The 20,229-nt window shown below is 31.2% G+C and carries 18 protein-coding genes; 2 read left to right on the forward strand and 16 right to left on the reverse strand.

Features of this window, described 5'->3' with window-relative positions; genetic code table 11:
* Positions 1-261: 261 nt before the first annotated feature.
* The 6 genes from HXZ69_RS07735 to HXZ69_RS07760 all read right to left on the reverse strand — a co-directional run bounded on the left by HXZ69_RS07735 (position 262) and on the right by HXZ69_RS07760 (position 5,920).
* Positions 262-1,074 (reverse strand): purine-nucleoside phosphorylase, encoded by an 813-nt coding sequence (locus HXZ69_RS07735; protein ID WP_115001055.1) that lies wholly within the window; start codon positions 1,072-1,074, stop codon positions 262-264.
* Positions 1,058-2,098 (reverse strand): tetraacyldisaccharide 4'-kinase, encoded by a 1,041-nt coding sequence (lpxK, locus tag HXZ69_RS07740; protein WP_221856528.1) that lies wholly within the window; start codon positions 2,096-2,098, stop codon positions 1,058-1,060. The genes HXZ69_RS07735 and lpxK overlap by 17 nt, the downstream gene beginning before the upstream one ends.
* A 121-nt stretch (positions 2,099-2,219) precedes the next feature.
* A complete protein-coding gene (locus tag HXZ69_RS07745) occupies positions 2,220-2,837 on the reverse strand; it encodes a DUF4230 domain-containing protein (protein WP_052217853.1) in 618 nt (205 codons plus the stop codon).
* The gene (locus HXZ69_RS07750; protein ID WP_219034218.1) at positions 2,830-3,381 is read right to left on the reverse strand and encodes a TlpA family protein disulfide reductase; all 552 of its coding nucleotides are present in this window, start codon (positions 3,379-3,381) and stop codon (positions 2,830-2,832) included. The genes HXZ69_RS07745 and HXZ69_RS07750 overlap by 8 nt, the downstream gene beginning before the upstream one ends.
* 35 nt (positions 3,382-3,416) lie before the next feature.
* On the reverse strand, positions 3,417-4,592 hold the full coding sequence (locus tag HXZ69_RS07755; protein WP_286495560.1) for a M14 family zinc carboxypeptidase: 1,176 nt from the start codon (positions 4,590-4,592) through the stop codon (positions 3,417-3,419).
* 206 nt (positions 4,593-4,798) lie between these two features.
* Entirely contained in the window at positions 4,799-5,920 is a 1,122-nt protein-coding gene (locus HXZ69_RS07760; protein WP_286495561.1) for a GNAT family N-acetyltransferase, read from the reverse strand.
* A 205-nt stretch (positions 5,921-6,125) separates the two neighbouring features.
* Here HXZ69_RS07760 and HXZ69_RS07765 point away from each other — a divergent pair, with 205 nt between their 5' ends.
* Entirely contained in the window at positions 6,126-6,815 is a 690-nt protein-coding gene (locus HXZ69_RS07765) for a zinc metallopeptidase (protein WP_286495562.1), read from the forward strand.
* Between the two features lie 58 nt (positions 6,816-6,873).
* On the opposite strand, the gene HXZ69_RS07770 is transcribed toward HXZ69_RS07765, so the two are convergent.
* The 6 genes from HXZ69_RS07770 to HXZ69_RS07795 all read right to left on the reverse strand — a co-directional run bounded on the left by HXZ69_RS07770 (position 6,874) and on the right by HXZ69_RS07795 (position 15,888).
* Entirely contained in the window at positions 6,874-8,649 is a 1,776-nt protein-coding gene (locus HXZ69_RS07770; RefSeq protein ID WP_286495563.1) for an AMP-dependent synthetase/ligase, read from the reverse strand.
* 121 nt (positions 8,650-8,770) lie between these two features.
* The gene (locus HXZ69_RS07775) at positions 8,771-9,007 is read right to left on the reverse strand and encodes a DUF8828 family protein (RefSeq protein WP_038336082.1); all 237 of its coding nucleotides are present in this window, start codon (positions 9,005-9,007) and stop codon (positions 8,771-8,773) included.
* A 1-nt stretch (position 9,008) separates the two neighbouring features.
* A complete protein-coding gene (locus HXZ69_RS07780; protein ID WP_286495564.1) occupies positions 9,009-10,460 on the reverse strand; it encodes an MATE family efflux transporter in 1,452 nt (483 codons plus the stop codon).
* Positions 10,461-10,600: 140 nt separating this feature from the next.
* Complete coding sequence (aspS, locus tag HXZ69_RS07785; protein ID WP_286495565.1) at positions 10,601-12,358, reverse strand: aspartate--tRNA ligase; 1,758 nt, start codon at positions 12,356-12,358, stop codon at positions 10,601-10,603.
* 119 nt (positions 12,359-12,477) lie between these two features.
* The gene (locus HXZ69_RS07790; RefSeq protein WP_286495566.1) at positions 12,478-13,896 is read right to left on the reverse strand and encodes a hypothetical protein; all 1,419 of its coding nucleotides are present in this window, start codon (positions 13,894-13,896) and stop codon (positions 12,478-12,480) included.
* A 90-nt stretch (positions 13,897-13,986) separates the two neighbouring features.
* A complete protein-coding gene (locus HXZ69_RS07795; protein WP_221855381.1) occupies positions 13,987-15,888 on the reverse strand; it encodes an amino acid permease in 1,902 nt (633 codons plus the stop codon).
* A gap of 140 nt (positions 15,889-16,028) precedes the next feature.
* Here HXZ69_RS07795 and HXZ69_RS07800 point away from each other — a divergent pair, with 140 nt between their 5' ends.
* Complete coding sequence (locus HXZ69_RS07800; RefSeq protein ID WP_280049540.1) at positions 16,029-17,054, forward strand: M28 family peptidase; 1,026 nt, start codon at positions 16,029-16,031, stop codon at positions 17,052-17,054.
* Positions 17,055-17,105: 51 nt separating this feature from the next.
* On the opposite strand, the gene HXZ69_RS07805 is transcribed toward HXZ69_RS07800, so the two are convergent.
* The 4 genes from HXZ69_RS07805 to HXZ69_RS07820 are packed head-to-tail and all read right to left on the reverse strand — an operon-like array spanning position 17,106 to position 20,053.
* The gene (locus tag HXZ69_RS07805) at positions 17,106-17,867 is read right to left on the reverse strand and encodes an ABC transporter permease (protein ID WP_286495567.1); all 762 of its coding nucleotides are present in this window, start codon (positions 17,865-17,867) and stop codon (positions 17,106-17,108) included.
* 1 nt (position 17,868) lies between these two features.
* Positions 17,869-18,750, reverse strand: coding sequence for an ABC transporter ATP-binding protein (locus HXZ69_RS07810; RefSeq protein WP_286495568.1), 882 nt, complete (start codon positions 18,748-18,750; stop codon positions 17,869-17,871).
* Positions 18,750-19,355: an erythromycin esterase family protein gene (locus tag HXZ69_RS07815; RefSeq protein ID WP_313097566.1), complete on the reverse strand. Its 606-nt coding sequence runs from the start codon at positions 19,353-19,355 to the stop codon at positions 18,750-18,752. Before HXZ69_RS07815 ends, HXZ69_RS07810 begins: the two co-directional genes overlap by 1 nt.
* The gene (locus HXZ69_RS07820; RefSeq protein ID WP_286495570.1) at positions 19,262-20,053 is read right to left on the reverse strand and encodes a TraB/GumN family protein; all 792 of its coding nucleotides are present in this window, start codon (positions 20,051-20,053) and stop codon (positions 19,262-19,264) included. The genes HXZ69_RS07815 and HXZ69_RS07820 overlap by 94 nt, the downstream gene beginning before the upstream one ends.
* Between the last annotated feature and the right edge of the window lie 176 nt (positions 20,054-20,229).

The raw sequence follows: 20,229 nt of genomic DNA on the forward strand, positions 1-20,229 counted from the left end.
AAATTGCTTTGTTTCATAATTATCCCTAAGTTAATAAACTATATTTTTAAACGTTCCGTTTTTTAGGGAAGATTACAGAGTTATCGGAAATAGATTGAAATACTAAGCAATAAGAACCGTTACAAAATAATTACTACTCTTTTTCAACAATATTTATAAAATTTTGATTTTCAATAAATAGTAGCTTTTATAAATACTTTAAAATAAAAAAAAAACCAACTTTTCAGTTGGCTTATTAATTTATCTAAGTAATATCAAAAATTAACAATTCTCGATTACGCTTTTTACCACGCGAATTACATTTGGCATTGCTGTATTCGCTGCATTTAATACATCTTCGTGCGAAACATCGAATGAAATTTCTGGTCCACCTAAATCTGTAATAATAGATAAACAAAAAACGCGCATATCCATGTGACGAGCAACAATAACTTCAGGAACTGTACTCATACCAACACAATCTCCTCCAATAAAACGAACCAATCCGTATTCAGATGGCGTTTCGAAAGTTGGTCCTTGTAATCCTACATAAACTCCTTGATGAACCAGGATATCATTTGCTTTTGCAAATTCTGCAGCTTCATTCAACATTTCTCTGTCATATGCTTTAGACATATCCACAAAACGAGGTCCTAATTCGTCAATATTTTTTCCGCGTAAAGGATGTTCTGGCATCATATTAATATGATCTTTTACCAATAAAATATCTCCAACTTGGAAATTTGGATTAACACCTCCAGAAGCATTCGATAAAACAACTTTCTTAATTCCTAATCCGTTAAATACACGCATTGGGAACGTTACTTCTTCCATCGAATATCCTTCATAATAATGGAAACGACCAGCCATCATCAAAACTTTTTTACCTAAAATAGTTCCGTATACTAAATGACCTTTGTGCCCTTCTACTGTTACTTGAGGAAAGTTTGGTATATCTTTGTAGCTAATAACAACTTTATTTTCTACTTCATCTTCTAATTTTCCTAATCCAGACCCTAACACAATTACAAATTCTGGTTGATCTGGCAATAAATTATTGATGTACTTTACAGCCTCATTAATTCTGTCCAACATACTCTAAAATAGTTTGATTAAATTTTTCTTTATCGTTAATATCGATACTAATCGGAATGTAGTATAAATCGTCCTTTATCATGGATTCTTCCATCAAACGCATATAATCTTTCTCTGTTGTCATGATAATTTTATCAAAACGCTTTCTACCTTCCGTATCTTCGTATCGTTTGTAAATATACTCAATTTCTGATTGACTAAAATTATGATGATCTGGATATTCTAAATGCAAGACATTTGCAAAGTTTTCTTCCGCAAATTTTACCAAACCATCTGTTTTAGCAATTCCTGTAACTAAAATAACATTCAGATTTTTCCAAGTCGATTTCTCAACATTATCCAATTTCCCAATCAATTTGTTATCATAAACAATTTTCGAAAAAAATAATTGCTGATGAGATTTTAAGTTAATCTTTTTCGAAATTTCTTTGTGTTTTTCTTCCGAAATTCTGTCTGGACATTTCGTTACAATAATAATATCTGCACGACGAACTCCACTTCTACTCTCTCTCAAATCACCTGCTGGCAATAAAAAATCTTTGTAATATGGATTATTGTAATCGGTCAACAAAATATTGAAACCAGCTTTTATTCCTCGATGTTGATATGCATCATCCAACAAAATTGCTTCTGCATTATAATGGTCAATTAATTTTTGTGCACCAAAAGCTCTGTCTTCGCAAACAGCAATCAATATTCTATTCTTGAAACGTTGAAAAAACTGCATTGGTTCGTCTCCTATATCATACACTTTTGAAGAATAATTTGCAATCAAAAAACCCTTTGTTTTTCGTCCATATCCTCTACTCAATGTTGCAATTAATTTTTCGTCTTTCAACAAATCAATTAAATACATGATATGAGGTGACTTTCCCGTTCCGCCAACAGAAAGGTTTCCAACATTAATAATTGGAATATTGAATGATGAGGAACGCATCATTCCTATATTGTAAAACAGATTTCGAACCGAAGTTCCTATCCAATATAAACCAGAAAATGGAAGTAAAAATCTACGCCAATTCATTTTTATTTTTAATATTAAGCGAAAATACTATTTTCAATTTTAATTCTAAAGAAAGAAACACTTCATTTCTTTATTCAGCGAAAAAAAACCTATTCTATCGGAACAGGTTTTTAATTATTTATTAATCGTATAATTTATTCAATTCGTTGGCATAACTCGTTTTATCTTCTATCTTCCAACCATAGGTTTTTGCAAGGAAATACAAATCGCCAAGATTTTGAATTAATTGTTGATGTGCTTCTTGTTTTAGTTTGGTTTGATCCACAGTTTTTTCCACATGCTCCACGGCACGTTTTTTAATTCCGTTCAAATCATCTTTACTAAATTTATTGAAAACACTTTGATCCATGTCATAAAAACTAACATCTGGATATACTTGGATTTCAACTGGAGGAATAGATTTGATGATGATTTTTTTATTCACCGAATCCAATTCAATATCCATTTTTTTTAAATCATACGTTGCTTGTGCTTTGGCTTTCACCAAAAGTGTCACCTTTTTATCCGCAGAAAAAATATCAGTTAAACCTGGCAACGATTTTTTTGACGTGTGATTGTATAAATCTGAATAGGTTTGTTCTGCAACAATCATTTTATTCATTCGTTCGATTTGATACGCAATCACATGAGATTGTTCGGTATAGCTTTCAGATTTGAATTTATCCATGATGAAATACGTTATCATCACACCAAAAATAAAGGCTACAACAACAAGAATTATTTTCTTTAAATTATTCATTTGCATAATTTGGAGTCAATGGCGTACCATTCACAATCTGTGCCAAATCTTCTTCTAGATAGCCCGAAACTGGAGATTCTACAATTCTACCAACTTCTTCTTTTTTATTATTATATACGATAATTGTCGGAACGTGAGTCACATTTTTATTGATTTCTTCTCCGTTGAAACTTTTCTTTTGACGATTTACACCAATCACTTTCAAACGATTTTGAGGAAATTTAATATCATCTAAAATTTTGTACAAACGTGGTAATTCACGACGAGAATCTGGACACCAAGTTCCTACAAAAACTTCCAAACGGTAGTTACGTAAATCTTTTAAACCTTTCAATTTACTTTTCTCAACTTCGTAAGTGTCATATTCGTGGTGATACCATTCTTTAAAATCTTCTTCTTCCAAAGCTTTTCTATTGAATTCTCCCGTCAACATTTTCTTCCCATTTTCAGCTGTAATCGTACGATTCAACACTTTATTTTGAGCAAACGATTGCGTAGAAAATCCCAACATTGCAACAAGTGCAATTGCTAATATTTTTTTCATTGTATTTTTAGTTTATAGGTTAAATGTATAAATAATTATGAAATGATTTGCCCATTTTCAACTTTAATTGAGCCAATTTCGAAAGTCGCCAATTGATTCAATAAAGGATAATTTTTGGATGCTCCTTTATAAACTTGTTTTTCAGCATCAATTTCGAGATGACCAATAAATTTTCGCAAATCACCAATTTCAATAATTTTTGCGATTTGCTCTACCGAATTATTTTCTTCGTTGTATTCATCTTCAAAATAAATTCCCAAATCAACAACAGAAGATTTTTCACCATTCAGAATTTGAACATTATGAATCACAACATCCAAATATTTTTGTCCATTTTGAGGAATCGCTAAATATTCATCAAACGGAAAGTTATCTTGCGTAGCTAAAGCATTCAATCCTGCTAAAATAGCCAATGCATTGTATTTTCTTGTTGTATTACGTTGATAATCATTCGGAAAATGTCCCGCTTCAAATAATACGCACGGATAATCCATTTTTGTAAAATTATCCCCAGTAGACATCGGATAGAACTCTGATGTATAACGACCTACATGACCAGGAATTACTTTTTGCAATTCAATATTCATTGCCTGAATAATTCCCATCGTTTTTTCGCGAACTTCGTTTACATCTTCTTCAACATTGTAAGAAGGCGCCAAAAAAGAAAGCGTTGCAGGTTTTGCTGTTTGTCCAACATTGAAAATCGTACGCTGATCATGCAAATTGAATAACGTTTGATAATTTCCTTTCTCCACTTGATTCAACAAAACATGAATTTCTGTTGATTCTTTTGCTAAAAAGTCACGATTAATATCAATTCCAACCGCATTTCTACGTGTATTGACATTTGCACCATCAGGATTTAACATCGGAATAAAATCAATTGTCAATTGAGATAAAATGGTTTGAGCTAATTCAGATTTTTGTTCAAAAAAATTAATCACATCAAACATTGCACGCGTTCCAGAAGATTCGTTTCCGTGCATTTGAGACCAAATCAATAAACGTTTTTCTCCATTCCCGAAACTTAATTTATAAATCTCATTTCCTAAAAAAGATGTTCCAATTTGCTCTTTTTGACTTGATTTTAATGAAAAATAGTGATTTAAAGCTTCAAAATTTAACCATTTCGAATCAAAACCTTCTTGTCTGAAAGTTGAATATTCTTTCTCTAATTGATGAATATCAAACATATTTATTATGTTATACATTTATAATTTCTATGTTATAAATTTTGATTATCAAAATAAATAAAACCATCAATTCGAGTGAAATTCGTTTAGAATTTTGTATCGAGAATAAGGTTTTTGAAGATAAAATATATCTTAATTCTCGATACAATTTTTAAAAATAATCTTTCTAAAAATCACTCGAATTGACGAATTTTAATCCAAAATATACAACATTATTATTTATATTAAATTGATTTCTTGAAAGTTTTGCGACGTTTGTGATTTACAGGATTATATGCTTTCCATAAAACTTGAATACTTTCGTTGTCCGCTAATTCAGGGTTTGTTTCCAAAAATTTGATCCCGTTGTTTCTAAACGTATCAAACATTGCATTAAAAATCAATGCTGTAACTCCCTTTCCTTGAAATTTCGGATCAATTCCAATCAAATAAAATTGAGCAGAATCATTATTTTTACTTGCTTTCATTAAATGCCACCAACCAAAAGGAAAAATTTTACCTTTCGCTTTTTGCATCGCTTTCGAGTAAGAAGGCATCGTAATTGCAAACGAAACCATTTTTCCGTCTTCATCAACAATACAGTTCACAAAATCTGGATTGATAAACGGAATATATTTCTTTTTGTAATATTCTATTTGGTAATCCGCAATTGGCACATAAGTATCCAATTCGCTGTAAGTTTTATCTAACAAATCGAACATTTCGTCGACATACGGAATAATTTCAGAAGTTTTTGTAAACTTCAATTCTCGTAATTTGTAACGTTCTCGAATAATTTTATTAAATTTGATAACCTTTTCTGGCAATTCTGTTGGTGCAGCCAATTCATATTCCACCCACTCATTAGCCGTTTCAAAACCTAATGATTCTAAGTGTTGCGCATAGTACGGAAAATTATATAAACCAACCATTGTAGCCAATTTATCATATCCGAAAGTTAGCAAACCTGCCTTTTCCAAATTCGAAAAACCAACTGGTCCCTCTATATATTCTAATTGATTTTCTTTACCTATTTCCGTGACTTTTGCCAAAAGTACTTTCGTGACTTCGATATCATCAATCATATCAAACCAGCCGAAACGCATTTTACGTTTTTGTTGATTATTGACTTCTTGCCAATTGATAATTGCCGCAACACGTCCCACAATCTTACCTTCTTTTTCAGCAAGAAAATAACGCGCTTCAGCATCTTTAAAAACGGGATTTTTAGAAACATCTAATGTTTCCTTCTCCTCATTAATAAAGGGTGGAACGTAATATTGATTATCCTTATACAAATTCATCGGAAACTTAATAAATGCTTCCAAATCGTGTTTTGATTGTACTTCTATTATGCGAATACTCATAGCTTACAAAGGTAATGAGTTTTGTAATTTCAATTCAAAAATTTTTGAGCAAAATGTCAGTTTTTGTTCATTTTTATATGATTTAATACAGAACTCTGCCAAAAAAACTAACTTTTCTGCTATTTTTGTCTCTATTCACTTATTGGAATACTTTTTGAATTTTGAATAAATATTAAAATTGATTAAAAAATAAAATAGAAAATAGATGACAGGTTATTACATTATTATTGGGTTATTTATGCTGATTAGTTGGTTTGTTAGTAACCGACTGCAAAGTAAATTTAAGTATTATTCGAAGGTACATTTAGCAAACGGAATGTCAGGAAAAGAGATTGCAGAAAAAATGCTTTCTGATAATAATATTCGCGATGTTCGTGTTATCTCTACTCCTGGACAATTGACGGACCATTACAATCCTGCTGATAAAACGGTAAACTTATCGGAAGTTGTTTACCACGAACGAAATGCAGCGGCAGCAGCAGTTGCAGCGCACGAGTGTGGTCACGCAGTACAACATGCGGTTGGTTATAATATGTTGCATTTACGCTCGAAAATGGTTCCAATGGTAAACGTTGCATCTCGCTTAAATCAATGGATTTTGATGTTAGGATTAATCGTGATGGCTTCATCTAAAAATGCAACTTTATTGTGGATTGGTATTTTCCTATTTGCGGTAACAACAGTTTTCGCATTTGTTACTTTACCTGTAGAATACGACGCTTCCAACCGTGCGTTAGCTTGGTTAAAAGGAAACAATATGGTAATGCCAAACGAATATGAAGGCGCAAAAGATTCATTAAAATGGGCTGCAAGAACTTATGTAGTAGCGGCGATTGGTTCATTAGCGCAATTACTTTATTTTGTAATGATGGCAATGGGCGGACGACGAGATTAAAACTTAATTATTATAAAATTAAAAAAATCCCTTCAAAAATTTTTGAAGGGATTTTTTATTATTTCTTATCGTATAATTTATTGTATAAATCTTGATATTTAGCCAAGACATTTTTACGTTTCAATTTTAATGTTGGCGTTAATAATCCATCATCAATTGTCCATTCATCAGGAGTTAATTCAAACTTTTTGATTTGTTCCCAATGTCCTAAACCTTTATTCATTTTTTCAATTTCACGACCTATAATATCTAAAATTGCAGGCTCTTTAATTAAATCTGCCTTCGTTGCAGGTTCAGCAATTCCTTTGATACGTAAATAATCTTTCAACACTTGAAAATTAGGTTGAATAATCGCACAAGGCATCTTCTCTCCTTCTCCAACAACCATTACTTGCTCGATAAAACGAGATTGTTTAAACTTATTTTCAATAATTTGAGGTGCAATATATTTTCCTCCAGAAGTTTTGAACATCTCTTTTTTACGATCAGTAATTTTAAGTAAACCTCTTTCAAGAACTCCAATATCACCCGTTTTGAAATAACCATCTGGTGTGAATGCTTCAGCAGTTTTTTTAGGATCTTTATAATAACCTTGTGTAACGTTAGGACCTTTGACTAAAATCTCTCCATCTTCTGCAATTTTAACCTCGATTCCTTTTAATGGAGCACCAACAGTTCCGATTCCGAAACCATCTTTCTTCATACAATTCACCGAAATTACAGGAGAAGTTTCTGTCAAACCATAACCTTCTAAAATTGGAATTCCAGCACCCCAGAAAATATGATTCAAACGTGCTGCTAAAGGTGCAGATCCCGACACCATACATACTAAATTTCCTCCAACTCCTTCTTTCCATTTACTGAAAACCAAACTTTTCGCGATAGAATGTTTCAACCCAAATAATCCACCTTTTGGATTATAAGGATCGTAATCTTCAACAAGGCTTAAAGCCCACATAAAAATTTTCGTTTTAAGACCTCCTGCAGAAGCACCTGTATTGTAAATTTTATCGTAAACCTTTTCAACTAATCGAGGCACAACCGTCATTACATGTGGTTTGACCTCTTTCATATTATCTCCTAATTTATCGATGCTTTCTGCATACCAAATTCCAATACTCAAATGTTGATACAAATAAATCAACATACGTTCGAAAACATGATTAATCGGAAGAAAACTTAACGCAATCGCATGATTTGGAAAATCTGGAATACGATCAACAGACATTAAAACATCAGAAACGATATTTTCGTGCGTTAATACAACACCTTTCGGACGACCTGTTGTTCCAGAAGTATAAATCAAAGTTGCCATATCAGAAGGTTTTATCATCTCTTTGATACTATCTACTTCATGTTGTGTTGAATTATCTTCACCCAAATCTAAAATTTCTTTATAATTAGGAACTCCAGCAATTTCATCAAAACTATAAATCCCAACCAATGTTGACACTTTATCTTTTACAGCCGCAACCGTATCGTATAAACCTTTATCAGAAACAATGATAAATTTACATTCAGCATTATTTAAGATATAATCAAAATCATCTTCCGAAAGTGTTGGATATAATGGAACGGAAATCGCGCCAACTTGCTGAATACCGATATCACAGATGTTCCATTCGGTACGATTAGTTGAAGTGACTATTGCAATTTTATCTTGTGGCTTGATTCCTAATTGTAATAATCCTCGACTAAATGCATTTGCTTTGCCAACGTATTCTTGCGTAGATGTTTTCACCCAAGTTCCGTTCACTTTAGACACCAATGCATCTTCTCGAGGATTATTTTCTAATTGATTTTGCGGAAAATCAAATAATCTTTTTATTTCCATGGTTTTGAATAATTTTCTTAGTTGCAAAATACTAATAAAAAAATTATAATGCAAGCATATAAAATTATTTTAGTGTAAATCTTACACCAATAAAAACACAGAAATTTTATTTATTTAAGACTTATTCTTCATCATCTAACAAAGACATTTCTTGATCATAAAAATCTAAAGCGTCTTCAATTAAATTAGCAATTTCAGTATTAAATTCTTCGTTATCTTCTTCTTCAGAAATATCTTCAAACCATTCAATATCGTCAGTTTCTACATCTAATAAAAATCGAGGATAATCTGTATGTAAAATAAAGATTTTGTCTGGCATTGTAGAGTTATCAGCCAATAAAAATTTTGGTAATTCCATTTTATATGTTTTTTAATTTATCTTCTAAAATTATTTCTGCATTAGGATTTTCCCTAATCATTTTCTTCGTTTGACGATTGTAACGAATCATCAAAAACACTGCCGAAGCTGTTAATCCAGTTCCTAAACCAATCCACATCCCAAATGCTCGCATTTCAAATACAATAGCTAAGACTACACCAATCGGAATTGCGATTAACCAATATGAAATAAACGTTAGAATAGAAGGGATTTTAACATCAGTCATTCCTCTCAAAGCACCTAGTAATACCAATTGTACGCCATCTGACATTTGGAAAAGCGAAGCAATGATTAATAAGGATGCAGCTAAATTGATAACATCTGGATTGTCTAAATAAATTGTTGGTAACTGATAACGGAAAATAATAAACAAAATTCCACACAAAATCATAAATGATAAAACCATTAAAATACAAGACCAACCTGCCTCTCTTAAGGTTTTATAATCTTTTAAACCTAATTGATTTCCAATACGAACCGTTGCTGCAACCCCAATTCCTGTACACATCATAAAAGTTGTGGAAGCTAAATTTATCGCAATTTGATGAGCTGCTAAATTTACTTTTGCTAATTCTTGATCTGCAATAGAGTTTGTAAATGTATAACCGCAAACAAAGGCTGCCAGAGAGAACGCACTCATTTCAAAGAAAGAAGTTAAGGCGGTTGGAATTCCAATTCCAGCAATTTTTCTGAAAATAGTTTTCTGAAAATTACTTGCCTTAAATTGAACTTCTTGCAAAACTGATTTCGTTTTCTTAAAATTAAACAATACAATAATTAAGAAAATCATCATCACCAAACGCGCAACGAATGTTCCCCAGGCTGCACCAGCGACTTCTAAACGTGGGAATCCCCAATTCCCGTAAATCCAACCATAGTTTAACGTAATATTAATCACGTTACTCAAAACAGTTGCAATTGTAACAGGAATCGTTAATGATAAACCTTCCGATAATTGACGAAAAGTTTGGAAAATCATCAATGGAATCATCGAAAATGTCATAATCGTTAGATATGGAATACATTTTTCCACTACATCAGCGGGTTGTCCCATGTAGAACATTAGCGGTTTCAGAAATGTAATCAATAAGAATAAACCGATTGATAGAGTAATATTCAAGACCAAACTATGCGAAAAATAATTTGCAGCCATTTTTTTATCGCCTTTCGAATCTTCTGCCGCAATCAATGGTGACAACGCAAAACTAAATCCGAAAGCAAATACTAAAACCGCAAAAAATAATGAATTTCCTAAAGAAGCTGCTGCTAAAGCTGTTTTCCCCAAAACCTCATCTTCTATATTATCATATTTTCCACCTAAACCACCAACCATAATGTTATCAATAATGTTGACAGAAATTTGCCCCATTTGAGTAATCATTACAGGAAATGCTAATTTGATATTACGCCTTAAATGCTCTTTTAATTCCAATTTATTCTCTATTTACAATTGCAAAGATACAGCAAAGGTTTTGCTTCTACATTTAAAAATTGTCATGTAATTTAAAATTAATCAATAAAAAAAGACTACTTAAATAAGTAGTCTTTAATATTTATAGAAAATTTTTCTTTTTATTTTGCAACAAATGTTGACGCAATATTCAGTTCATCCATTTGTGTTTGATCAATTGGAGAAGGTGCATCAATCATGACATCGCGACCCGAATTATTTTTAGGGAATGCGATGTAATCACGAATTGTTTCTGAACCATCTAAAATCGATACAAAACGATCAAAACCGAATGCTAAACCTCCATGAGGTGGCGCACCATATTTGAAAGCGTTCATTAAGAAACCAAATTGCGCTTCTGCTTGATCTGGCGTAAATCCTAATAATTCGAACATTCTTGCTTGAACTTCTTTATCGAAAATACGAATAGAACCTCCACCGATTTCATTCCCATTTAAAACTAAATCATATGCATTTGCACGAACTTCACCTGGATTAGTCGCAATTAATTCCATATCCTCTGGTTTTGGAGAAGTAAATGGATGGTGCATCGCGTGATATCTTTCAGATTCTTCGTCCCATTCTAATAAAGGAAAATCTACAACCCATAATGGAGCAAAAACTTCTGGATTACGTAATCCTAAACGCTCTGCGATTTCCATACGTAAAGCCGATAATTGCGCACGAACTTTGTTTGTATTACCAGACATCACCAACATTAAATCTCCTGGTTTTGCGTTCATACGCTCTGCCCAAGCTGCTAAATCTTCTTGCGAATAAAATTTATCTACAGAAGATTTAAATGTTCCATCTTCATTATAACGCGCCCAAACAAGACCAGTTGCCCCAATTTGTGGACGTTGAACCCATTCGATTAATTTATCAATATCTTTACGTGTGTAAGCATTACAACCTTCCGCAGCAATACCAACAATTAATTCTTGTTCATCAAAGATTTTGAAATCTTTTCCTTTAGCTAAGTCTGTGATTTCACCGAATTCCATTCCAAAACGAATATCTGGTTTATCATTTCCATAACGACGCATTGCTTCTGCAAATGTCATACGTGGGAATTGTTCAAATTCTAATCCTTTGAAAGTATGTAATAAATGTTTTGCTAAACCTTCGAAAACATTCATGATATCTTCTTGTTCAACAAACGACATTTCACAGTCAATTTGTGTAAACTCTGGTTGACGGTCTGCACGTAAATCTTCGTCACGGAAACATTTTACAATTTGGAAATAGCGGTCTAAACCTCCTACCATTAATAATTGTTTGAATGTTTGTGGCGATTGTGGTAACGCATAAAATTCACCTGGATTCATACGAGATGGAACCACGAAATCACGCGCACCTTCTGGCGTAGATTTAATTAAAACTGGAGTTTCAACCTCTACAAATTCTTGTGCATCTAAATATTTACGAACTTCCTGCGCAACTTTAGAACGGAAGATTAATTTTTCTTTTACTGGATTACGACGAATATCTAAATAACGATATTTCATACGGATATCTTCTCCACCATCTGTATTATCTTCGATTGTAAATGGAGGCAATGCAGATTCATTCAAAATTGTAATGTTTTCTGCTAAGATTTCAATATCCCCTGTTGGAATGTTTGGATTTTTTGAAGCTCTTTCGATTACAGTTCCTGTAACTTGAATTACGAACTCGCGTCCTAAATGACGAGCAGTTTCAAATAATTCTTTCGAAGAACGTTCTTCATCTAAGATGATTTGTGTGATTCCATAGCGATCACGTAAATCGATCCACATCATAAAACCTTTGTCACGTAACGTTGATACCCAACCGCTTAACGTGACTTTTTCATTAATGTTGGCTTGTGTTAATTCACCACAAGTATGAGTTCTAAACATTTGTCGTCAAATTTATAGGACAAAGGTAAAGTTTTGCGTCGAAATAAAGAAGTTATCTAACTTATTTGAGAAAATAAATTTAATAAAAAAAGCGATTCAAAATTGAATCGCTTTTCATACTATTTACAAGTCGTTTTATATTTTTCAAAAAAGGTTTTGATTCCATCTACAGATTTTAAGTCAAAATCCGTCACATTTAAACTACATTTTATGTATTCGTTGAAATTTTTTTCCAATTTATCATCATTATTATTTCCTAAATAAAGCGCTTTTTCTTGATTAGGTATTTTTATATAAAGTTTATTATTAGACGGTTCTTCTAAAATAAGAAATCCGTTATCTTCATTTAAAATTTTATAGAAATATGAAAAATCAGTGCTTAAACTCATTACATTTCCAATTGAATTAAAAACATTACCAATCGTTTTCAAACCTATATAACAATCTCCTGAATCTGTACAGAATTTTGCTCCTGTGTTTGATTTATATCGTGTAGATTTTTCTTTCCCTTTCTCATTTACAGCTTTTACATAAACTGATTTACCGTAATTTTCAGGTAAAGATTCTATATTGCTTTTTTCAACTTTACTTGTTGCATTTTCAAAATTAATCGAAAGTTTACCAGCAACCTTATTTCCTTTTTCGTCAATAAGAAAACCTGGGACATCATATAAATTGGAAGAATTTGCTTTAGCTTCTGCAATTTTATTCTGATAATCAACCCTTTCCTCTGTTGAATTTTTTATTTGAAGTTGAGTATTTAAAGCAAAACCATTTTTTAAAGCAAATCCTACAATTTGGGTAAAAAATTTATTATTCTTTATATCTCTTGAACTTTTATCTTTTAATGGGTTTTCTAATTCTTTTAATTTTAATGAATAAACTTTATTTAAGTCACTAATTTCTAAAGAATTTCCTCCAAATTCACCTACTTTATAATTATTATTTTCAACTAAAGTATAATTATCTACAGAAAATCCAGAAGGAGAATACAATATTTGTCCAATTTTAATGTTATTTTGATATATAATTCCTTTATTGTCAAAATAAATCCCATTAGATTTCACTAATTCTGTTAATTCATCTAATAATTTATTATAATCTAAAATTTCATTATTATATTCCTCTTGTATATCTCTTTTATCAAGTTGCAAAATTTGTTGTACAATAGATTGATCTATTCCATTTGAAGTAATAATCTTATATTGTCCATTTGAAAAGGTTTTCACAATATCTTTTTCTAAATTAAATAAAGAGAAACCTTTCATATCTGTTTCAAAATCATTAGACTGATTTGATGTTAAATCAATCAATCTAAACCAAATTTTATTACCACCATATGGATATGGTTCAGCTTTATATTCAATAGATAAAATTGGTTTATTTTGTATATCTGACAACGTATAAACACGTTTTTTTCCTTCAACTAATGCAACTTCTTTTTTATCAAATAGAACTTTTCCTTTTTTTATATCAATATCTTGCGCAGAAACATAAAAAGAACCTAAAATAAACAGGCTCAATAGAATTTTTTTCATAGGGTTAAATTTCTGCAAATATAACTGATAGAAACAAAAAGATCCGGTTATAAATGATTATAATCGGATCTTTTATTGTTTATTGTAAGTTTAAACATTTCTCAACTTACTATGTTTATAACCGTAAGTGAAATAAATTGTTAAACCAATTGCAATCCAAATCAAGAAAATCATCCAGTTTTTCAATCCTAATTGCGCCATCATATAAAAACAACACAACATACCAGCTAACGGAATAATAGAAGTTCTTTTGAAAAATGTTCTAACTACCATAAAAACATAAATCATTAAGAATAGAATCATTGGAATTTTGTGTTTGAAAACATCCCATCCTTTTTCCATCTTCTTATCTTCGTAAACTGGTAATTTGCTCAAAGTAGATTTATATTGTTCTGGAGATAATTGTGCCAAATAATCATCCAAAAATTCAATTTCAGATCCTGTTAATTCATTAATTGTTGCATAAGAATCTTTTAATTCTTTTGGCGATAACGAATTTACAAAATGTTCAATTGGCATAGGTTGCGGTTTATTCGTAAAGAAATCAATCGAATCATCTTTAAATGTTGTTGCGCATAAAAATACAATCACGGCAGTTACAATTGGCATAATGTATTTTGCATTGATAAAAGGCGTTTTAAAATTTCCTCTTTTCGCATTTGGATCGGCATCCATACGAAGTACAGCAGCACAAACTAACACAAAAGCAAACAAAGTTCCAATAGAACAAGCATCAACAACCAATTCCAAATCTGTAAATAAAATAGGAACTCCAACTACAAATCCAGTAAAAATAGTTGCAAAAGAAGGTGTTTTAAATTTCGGGTGAATAGTAGAAAATTTCTTTGGTAATAAACCATCACGAGACATTGTCATCCAAATACGAGGTTGCCCAATTTGAAAAACAATAAATACACTCGCCATCGCTACTACAGCCGAAAAAGCAATAATTCCTGCCAACCACTTTAAATCTTGAATTTTATCAAAAACATACGCCAAAGGATCTCCAACATTCAATTCAGAATAATGAACCATTCCCGTAATTACTAAAGCAATCAGCACATATAAAACAGTACAAATAATGATAGACGCAAAAATTCCACGAGGCAAATCTCGCTTCGGATCTTTACATTCTTCCGCAGTTGTGCTAATCGCATCAAACCCAATATAAGCGTAAAAAACAGACGAAACTCCAGCCAAAACACCTCCTACTCCATTCGGTGCAAAAGGATTCCAATTATCTGGATTCACATAAAAAGCACCAACCACAATTACCAAAAGTACCACAGCTAATTTTAACACAACCATTGCATTACTTGCTTTTCTCGATTCATTAATTCCACGATAAACCAAAGCTGTAATCAAAAAAGTAATGATTAATGCAGGAATATCCACCACTAAATTAAATCCTAAATATGGAGCATCTTTAAAGGCTAAATATTTTGGAATCTCTTGCGCATAAGGCGAATTCGCAATTCCTTCTAATGTTTTACCTTTCGCTAACTCATTCGAAACAAATTCAAAACCTTCTCTCGCCGTAAAATAATCCATTGTCATCCATTCTGGCAGATGTAATCCCATTCCGGAGAGCAAGGTGGTAAAATAATCACTCCACGAAATCGCGAGCACAATATTCCCAATCGCATATTCCATAATCAATGCCCAACCAATTACCCAAGCAAATAATTCTCCAAATGCAACATAGCTATAGGTATACGCACTACCCGAAACAGGCACTAACGAAGCAAATTCTGCATAAGCAAAAGCTGTAAAACCACAGGCAATTGCCGTAAAAATAAAAAGGAAGATAACTGCTGGTCCACCTTCAAAACTTGCTCGACCAATAGTACTAAAAATACCAGCTCCAACAATTGCGGCGATACCAAAACCTGTTAAATCTCGAACACCTAAAGTTCTTTTCATTGTAGTCGTGTTCTTTGCAGATTCTGCTAAAATGGATTCGACAGATTTTTTTCTGAATAATTGTGACATAATTTATTTAAAAACGGGCAAATATAAAAAAGACAATCCCAAATTCGGATAGAATCCGTATAAATATTGGTTTTTTATTCAAATTTTCTTTTTTATTCTGCTTGGTTAGATTAATTTTAAATTTAATTCAAAAAATTAACATGAAACAATTTTTATTTGCAATTGCTTTAACTGCTACTTTAGTAAGTTGTGATTCTACAAAACCAATTTCTCAGGAGAAATATCAAAAGAGTCTTGTAAAATATACAGACAAAATTTCTGAAGCTGAATTAAAAAAACAGCTTTACATCATTGCTGCGCCTGATATGGAAGGTAGAAATGCTGGAACTGAAGGCGAAATAAAAGCGGGAAACTATATCTCTAATTATTACAAAGAATTAGGAATTAATGGACCAAATAATAATTATTTCCAAATTATTCCTGCTGGAACTTTTAACCGAGTAAAAGGTCAAATGAGAAATGTGATGGGATTCATCAAAGGATCAGAAAAACCAGAAGAAATTGTGGTGATTTCGGCACATTATGATCACGAAGGAATAAAAGATGGAAAATTATATGCTGGTGCTGATGATGATGGTTCTGGAACTGTTGCTGTAATGGAAATTGGTCGTATTTTCCGCGAAGCTGAGAAGAAAGGAATTCGTCCAAAACGTTCGGTTTTATTGCTACATGTTTCTGGTGAAGAAAAAGGATTATTAGGTTCTAAATATTATTCAGAACATCCAATTTTTCCTCTTGCAAACACAGTTGCAAATGTTAACATTGATATGATTGGTCGAGTAGACTACGAACATAATGAACAAACAAGAGACTTTGTTTATGTAATTGGTTCTGAAATGTTGTCTTCTGATTTACACAAAGCTGTTTTAGCAGCAAATGATGGATTAGGAATTAATTTAGATATGCGTTACAATACGCCAGATGATCCAAATCGTTTTTATTACCGTTCTGACCACTATAATTTTGCGAAACATAACATTCCGTCTGTTTTCTTCTTTAATGGTGTGCACGATGATTACCACAAACCAGGCGATACACCAGACAAAATTGAATATGATTTATTGACGCGTCGTACAAAATTAGCTTTCAATACAATTTGGATTTTAGCAAACGTCGAAAATAGACCAGTTGTAGACAAAGAATCTCCTATGCCTTCTACAAGATAAATATAAAAAGTATACATTAAAAAATCCCTTGAATTCAAGGGATTTTTTGCTTTATAGATTTTTCTTTCTTATAAAGATAAAGTAACTCAACCCTAAAAAGAAAATATTGTATATAAGGTTGATATAATCTAATCTTTCTAAAGATGCTATTTGATTCATTAAGTTATCAAATGATTTTGGAGAACTTGAATAAGGAATGAAATCTGCAAACTTTTTACTACTAATCACAGAACAAAAAACAGTTACAAATAGAGAAAAACCTACTGGATAAATAAAACTTCTGAAGAATAAACTCAAAGCAAATTGTATCATAGATACAGCTAAACATCCAATCCATAATTTGAAAAAAGTGTAAAAAGCAATTTCTCTAAAATCAAAATTCTGAAAACCATAATTTGGTGAAATAAATTGTAATAAATATCCACTTAATAGAAAAAACACATAAGCCCCAACAACAGAAAAACTGACTATAATTAAAATAAATAAAGCTTTGGCTAAATAAATTTTAGCATGTGAAATGGGCAGTGTAAATAACAATTTATAATTGTTGTTCTTATATTCTACATCGCAACATGAATGCACAAACACAGCAATTAAAACTGGAAATAGCATATAGAAAAACATAAAAACATATCGTCCTAAAAAACCGTACCACGGATTCAAAGCAATAGGTTCCATTGGTACTTTATAAATTAAATAGAAAAAAACACCTAAAACGACTAAAGTTGGTAAAAATAATACACCAAAAATTTCTTTGTTTTTTGATAATTTATATAGTTCGGAAGCAAATGCTTTATAAAATGTATTTGTCATTTTAGTGTTGAATTAGGTTAATAAAAATTTGTTCAAGATTAGCTGTTTCAGACTGAACATCATAAATTTTAATGTTATGCTGAATTAATTGTTGTATTTTTTGATGAAAATCATCATCGTTTTCAATTTCAAAATGCATGACGTTATCTTCAATTATTACATTTTCAAAAAGTTGTTTTGCTTTCTCTGCATCATTTATTTTTATAGCAACTTTACGAACAACATTCCCAAGTAATTCTTCTTTTTTGCCTTCAAAAATCATCTTTCCTCCTTCTATAATTCCAATATGCGTAGCAACTCGTTCTAATTCACTTAAAATATGACTTGACAAAAAAATCGTTTTACCTGATGCATTCAACCTCAAAAACAATTCGCGCATTTCATAAATTCCTTGTGCATCCAATCCATTAAGAGGTTCATCTAAAATCAAAATTTCTGGATCATGAAAAATCGCTATTGCAATTCCCAAACGTTGTTTCATTCCCATCGATAAATCAGATGTTTTATAATGTTCCGCGTACAACAAACCAACCAAATCTAACACTTCACTAATTCGCTCCTCACCTTTTTGATAAATTACATCTAAGTATTTTAAATTTTCATAAACAGTCAATTTTGTGTAAAAACAAGGCGCTTCAATCAAATTACCTGTTAAAGCATGAATCTTAATAGGATGTTTTTTGATACTCAACTCATTCAAGAAAATAGTATCTTCATTCGAATTCAATAATCCTAAAAGCAATTTTATTGTTGTCGATTTTCCTGCTCCATTTCGCCCCAAATAGCCATAAATACTTCCTTTCGGAACATTAAGATTAACTTGATTTAATATTTGTTTTGACCCGAAACTAAAATTCAAATCTTTTATTTCTATACTTTTCATTATTTCTCTTCTTTTAGTGGTGTTGGTTCTTGATTAACATCGATGTAAAAAATTCCATCTACAAAGTCACTCCATTTTGCTTTTACATTCATTCCTTGATCTATAACTGAATAATACTCAGATTTTAGTGCAGATTGATTCGGAATTTGACTAAAATCTAAAAAGAAATAAGGCTGATTAAGTTGATGAAATGCATTCTCTACCGCATATTTATTAGGTGTATTAATTATTTGTTTCAGAGGATTATAAACGCCATACGAAGTAAAACCAATTGCATACGATTGGTTCTTGTATTTTTCTTTGATATATTGTCCCAATGGTTTAAAATTATTCGGATAATATTTTTTGTAAGCATGTACATTCGCCGACCAAATAATTACTTTCTGATTTGGATAAAGAGAATCCAATTGATAAATTAAATTCTCTACCATCAAAGAATCTCTAAAATTCATACTTTCCTTAGTTCCAGATTTATACATCAAATTTTTCTGAATATGGTTTTTAATATCTTTCAGATAACGTGAATAGATTTTAGTTTCTTCAGTTTTTGGAAGCCTTGATATTCGTAATGAAATCGATTGTAACTCTTTAAGGAGTTGAGTAATTTCATATTTTTATATGTAGCTTCAGTAAATTTTTTATATCTAAAAATTGTAAGATTATCAATATTTTGATTTAAAAAAGGGTAATCATATAAAGATATATTTTGATTAGCTAAAAACTCTCTTAATAATTTTATACGTCTTAAATACCCATTATTTAAAATTTCTGTCAGTAAATCACCAGAATATTGCATATCAAAACCACCTAATGTGATTGGATTATTTGTTTTCTTAGTTTGTAAATAATAGTTATTTAGAGGTTGAGTTTCTTTATTATCCCACCAAAAATTAAACATACCAAGTCCCGCAATCGAATCTTTTCCAACACCTAAAGTTCCTTTTTCCATTTCTTGGTTGGTTATCCACATATCATATTGTCCAGCTTCGTACAAGACAACATTGTAATCCAAATTTTCGTGCAAATACTTTATCAAGCGTGATTTGGCTTTAAAAGTTTGTCCATCTTGATGTATACCTTCACCCAAAAAAACAATACGATTATCTTTTAACATCATTTTCAAAAATTCTAAATCCTGATTATTTTGTTCAGTCATTTCAATCGAATTTATTGGATGTTTATATTGATTTGTTTCAGCGATTATCTTCTCTGAGTCATCATTGAAAGTTTTCTTGAAAACAAAAACATTCAACAATACTGCACTGAGTAAAGTCAAAATTGTAAATAGTGTTAATTTCTTCATGAATCATTAGTGTTATTTAAAAATAGTATTTTTCGTATTACATCACGTTTTTATTTTTTCATTTATAATAATATGATTCATAAAAAAATAAAAAGGTTGGTTGAGAATCAAAAAAATTTAAAACTTCTTTAATAAAACTATATTGTCGCAATTCCGTAACTTTGAGGAACAATAAA

This window comes from Empedobacter sp. R132-2, assembly GCF_030324375.1.
Classification (GTDB): domain Bacteria; phylum Bacteroidota; class Bacteroidia; order Flavobacteriales; family Weeksellaceae; genus Empedobacter; species Empedobacter falsenii_B.